The 4238-nt window shown below is 71.7% G+C and carries 4 protein-coding genes; all 4 read right to left on the reverse strand.

The window, feature by feature from the left end; translation table 11 throughout:
* On the reverse strand, positions 1-967 hold a 967-nt coding region (locus ADY01_RS33550; protein ID WP_049580537.1), incomplete at its 3' end, for a hypothetical protein.
* Between the two features lie 7 nt (positions 968-974).
* Complete coding sequence (locus tag ADY01_RS33555) at positions 975-1856, reverse strand: carbohydrate ABC transporter permease (RefSeq protein WP_199826374.1); 882 nt, start codon at positions 1854-1856, stop codon at positions 975-977.
* Positions 1853-2758, reverse strand: a complete 906-nt coding sequence (locus ADY01_RS33560) for a carbohydrate ABC transporter permease (protein WP_049580538.1) — start codon at positions 2756-2758, stop codon at positions 1853-1855. Before ADY01_RS33560 ends, ADY01_RS33555 begins: the two co-directional genes overlap by 4 nt.
* Positions 2755-4032: an extracellular solute-binding protein gene (locus ADY01_RS33565; RefSeq protein WP_049580539.1), complete on the reverse strand. Its 1278-nt coding sequence runs from the start codon at positions 4030-4032 to the stop codon at positions 2755-2757. Before ADY01_RS33565 ends, ADY01_RS33560 begins: the two co-directional genes overlap by 4 nt.
* Between the last annotated feature and the right edge of the window lie 206 nt (positions 4033-4238).

A 4238-nucleotide genomic window follows, 5' to 3' on the forward strand; every position in this document is an offset into this window, starting at 1 on the left:
CCCCGCCCCCCCCCCCCCCTTCCGCGTCGTCCCCGGTCTCGTCCACCGAGACCCGCAGGGTCAGGGGTCCGGTGGCCTCCGCCCAGGCGCCGAGCCCCAGCGAGGCCCTGCCTCCCACGAGCCGTACGCGCCGCCTGTCGTCGGCACCGTTCCCGCCGTCCCGGGCGACCGTGAGCGCGACGCCCTCGGGTCCGACCAGGGGGACCGTGCCGTCCGTCGTGCCCCAGCGGGCCACGCCGACCGCGTTCAGCAGCCGCTCCGCCTCGGCGGAGGCGTACTCGCAGGCGCCCTCGGAGGGGATCACCACGCGCACCGGCAGGCCGCCGACGCGTAGCCGCACCACCTGGCGGCACTCGCGGAACGCCACCTGCCAGGAGGCGACCACGACGGTGGTGGTGCCGGACGGCAGCCAGACCCGCACCTCGCGCCCGGCGGGCTCCATGTAGGTGACGTGGCCCGACGCGTCGGCCTGCCGGCCGCCGACGAACAGGCGGAACGGGCCGGTGGAGGCGAGCCTCAGCGTGCGCCACTCGGCCTGGTCGGTCTCCAGCACGGTGGCGGCCAGCGCGACGCGGTACTCCGGGGTGGGGCGGAAGGCGCTCCAGTCGACCAGCCCGTCGTCCGCGGTGTGCGCCCGCCGCCAGGTGCCGGTGTGCACGACGCCCGCGGGCGAGGCGTAACGCACCTGGCCGCCCTCGGTCACGGGCCCGCTCGCCGGCTCGGTCCGCAGCGGCCTGTGCCGGTACAGCTCCTCCTTCAGCGGCGTGGCGTCGGGCCCGTTGGTCAGCCGCCACCGGCCGCGTTCGCCCCAGGGGTCGCCCTCGGCGTCCAGGTGGGCGCCGAGGTCGTCCACCGGCTCGGCCCAGGCCGGGGTCACCAGCCAGTCCCGCACGGTGCCGCGCGCGTCGAGGGTGTGCGTGGTGCGTCCGGTCGGCGGCTGCTCCACGGTGCCGGTGTCCTCTCTCACGTGCGTCTCACTTGAGTCCGGTGGCGGCGATGCCGCGGACGATGTACCGCTGGAGCACCAGGAAGATCACCACGACGGGCACCATGCTGACGACCGACATGGCCAGGATGTAGTTGAACGGCGTGGCGAGCTGGCTGTTGAACTGCGCGAGGGCGACCGGGAGGGTGTACATCGACTGCTCCTGGCTGATGATCAGCGGCCACAGGAAGTCGTTCCAGCGCCACATCACCGAGAAGATCGTCACCACGGCGATGGCCGGGCCGCACAGCGGCACCACGATCCGCGCGAAGATGCGGAACTCCCCCGCGCCGTCGATCCGGGCGGCCTCGATGAGGTCGTCGGGGATGGTGAGCATGTACTGCCGCAGCAGGAACACCCCGGTCGGGGTGGCCGCGGGCGGAATGATCAGCCCCCACAGGGAGTTGACCAGGCCCAGGTCGGCGGCGGTCTGGTAGACGGGGATGAAGATCAGCTGGAGCGGGACCATGATGGTGCCGAGCACCAGCAGGAACAGCGCGTCGCGGCCACGGAAGTTGTACTTGGCCAGGCCGTAGGCGCACATGGTGTTGACGACCACCGTCAGCAGCGTGGCGGCCACGGTGACGACCACGCTGTTGCGCAGGTAGAGGCTGAAGTCGAACGCGCCCAGCGCCTCGGTGTAGTTGGTCGTGTCGAACGCGTCCGGCAGCGGGGACGGGGGCGTGCGGGCCAGCTCCGACTGGGTCTTGAACGACGAGAGCACCGCCCACACGACCGGGGCCAGCACCACGACCGACAGGCCGATGAGAACGGCGTAGGTCAGCGCGCGCAGGGCCGTGGGCGAGGGGGCGCCGCCCGCCGAGGTCCACCGGCGCCTGGGGCGCGGGTCACGCAGCTCCGAGGGGATCACGACGCCTCCTTCCGCCGGCCGTAGAGGTAGTTGAGGACGGTCAGCGCGAAGACGGTGCAGAACAGCACGACGGAGGCGGCGGCGGCCAGGCCGTAGTCGATGGGCGACTCGAAGGCGTTGAGATAGATGTACTGGACCATCAGGGTGGTGGCGCCGATCGGGCCGCCGCCGGTCAGCGTCCAGATGTAGTCGAACGCCTGGAACCCGGCGATCAGGCTGAGGATCACCACGACCATCGTGGTGGGGCGCAGCAACGGCAGGGTGATGGAACGGAGTTGCTGCCAGCCGCTCGCGCCGTCGATCCGTGCGGCCTCGTAGTAGGCCGGGTCGATGCTCTGGAGTCCGGCCAGGATGATCAGGATGTAGAAGCCGATGTGCATCCACAGCCCGACGCCGACCACGACGACCATGGCGAGGGTGTCGTCGACGAGCCACCCGGGCTTGCCCAGGCCGACGCCGCCCAGCAGGGAGTTGAGCAGCCCGTTCTCCCGCTCGAAGATCCAGCCCCAGATCAGGCCGACGACCACGGGAGAGAGGACGACGGGCAGGAAGAACACGGTGCGGAAGAACGCCCGGCCGCGGACCCTCTGGTTGAGCAGCAGGGCCAGGGCGACGGAGAGGACGGTGGTCAGCACCACGAAGCAGACGGCGAAGAGCGCCGTGGCGCGCGCCGCCTCCCAGAACGCGTCGGCGCCGAACAGCTCGCCGTAGTTGCTGGTCCCCGCATAGGTGAACTCGCGGCCGTTGTCGCTGTCGTAGAGGCTGATGTTGATGTTGTTGGCGGCCGGCCAGATGACGAAGACGCCGAGGATCGCCATGTTGGGCAGGACGAACAGGTAGGGCGCGATCCTCTGGTTCCACGGCGTGGCCGAGGCGCGCCCGGGGGAGGCGGCGGAGGTCACCTGGCGTCTCCGAGCGCGCTCTCGGCGGCGGCGCGTATCGCCTCGGCCGCCTCCCGCGGCGACTGCTCGCCGGCCAGCACCCTGCTCAGCTCCTGGACGGCGGCGTCCGCGGTGGCGCCGAACGCCGGGCTGTAGCCGGTGGCGAAGGCCGCCTCGGGTGTGGCCGCGATGTCGTCGAGGAAGACCTGCATGTCGGCGTCGCGTTCGGGATAGGTGACCCCGGCGTCGATGAGGTCCTTGCGGGTGGGCAGGAAGTTCGCCTCCTGGGCCAACTGCTCCTGCGACTCCCGGGAGTTCATGAAGGCGATGAACCCGGCGGCGGTCTCCTGCCGCGCGCTCTGCTCGAACGACACCATGAACTTGCCGCCGGGGAAGCCCCCGCACCGCTCCTGGCAGGGATTGGGGACGGCCGCCCACTCGAACGTCGCGTCCCCGGCGAACGCGCTCACCTGCCAGTTGCCGCTGAGGTACACCGGCGCCTGCTCGGCGAGGAAGATCTCGTTGGCGCCCTCGTAGCGGGTACCGGCCTGGAGCCACAGGTCGGAGGGCATGGCGCCGGACGCGTTGAGCTCGGCGAAGCGCTCCACCGCGGCCGTGGCCAGGTCGGTGTCGAGGGCGACCTCGGTGCCCTCCGCGTTGAAGAAGCCGGTGCCGTACTGGCTGAGCATCGTGGAGAAGCGGTGGCCCGAGACGTCCATGGCGATGGCGTTCTGCGTGCCCGCGTGCTCCTGCACCTCCCGCGCCGCCGCGACCATCTCGTCCCAGGTCCAGGGGTCGCCCGGCGCCGGGAGTTCGACGCCCGCCGCCTCGAACTGCTCGACGTTGACCAGCGGCCCGTTCATGGTGAGGTCGCTCGGCACGGCGAGCAACTCACCCTCGGGGCCGGTGACATAGGAGTCGGCGCCGTCGAGGAACGTGTCGTCCAGCGCCTCCCCCTGGAAGCGGCCGAGGTCCAGCAGGTCGCCGCGGAACGGCGCGATGTCCGTCAGCCGCGCCACGTCGGGCGCGTTGTCCCCCGACAGCCGTGCCTGGAGGCGCTGTTCGAGGCTGTCGAAGGGGACGACCTGGAGCTCGACGGTGACGCCGGTCTCCCGTTCGTACTCCTCGATCAGCGCGCGGGTGGCGTCCTCGTCGGGGCCGTCGGTGAAGTAGAGGTAGGTGAGCCGGTCGTCGTCGTTCTGCTCCGTCTCGCCTCCCCCCGCGCCGGATCCGGGGGCGCAGGCCGCCAGGACCACCGCCACGGCGGCGGCGGGGAGTGCACGGAGATGCCTCATGGGGTGCTCCCTCTGCGTGGTGCGAGGGGTGAAGCTAACCCGGGGGCACACGAAGATCAATGGGCCGGAAGGTGAACTCTCATCAGCGCGTTCCGGGGCCCCGCCGGGCTCCCTCCGGGCGCGCCGCCCGCCGCCTGCCACGGCCTCCGCCCGCCGCGCAAGGCGGCGCAATTTTCTTGCGGGCTTGCGGGTGGGCGGGCGCCGAG

Origin of the sequence: Streptomyces sp. SBT349 (assembly GCF_001083795.1) — a bacterium.
In the GTDB taxonomy this organism is placed as follows: domain Bacteria; phylum Actinomycetota; class Actinomycetes; order Streptomycetales; family Streptomycetaceae; genus Streptomyces.

Bases quoted from the DNA above. Each gene is read 5' to 3' on its own strand.
- ADY01_RS33565 (WP_049580539.1), bottom strand. From the start codon at position 4,032: ATGAGGCATCTCCGTGCACTCCCCGCCGCCGCCGTGGCGGTGGTCCTG.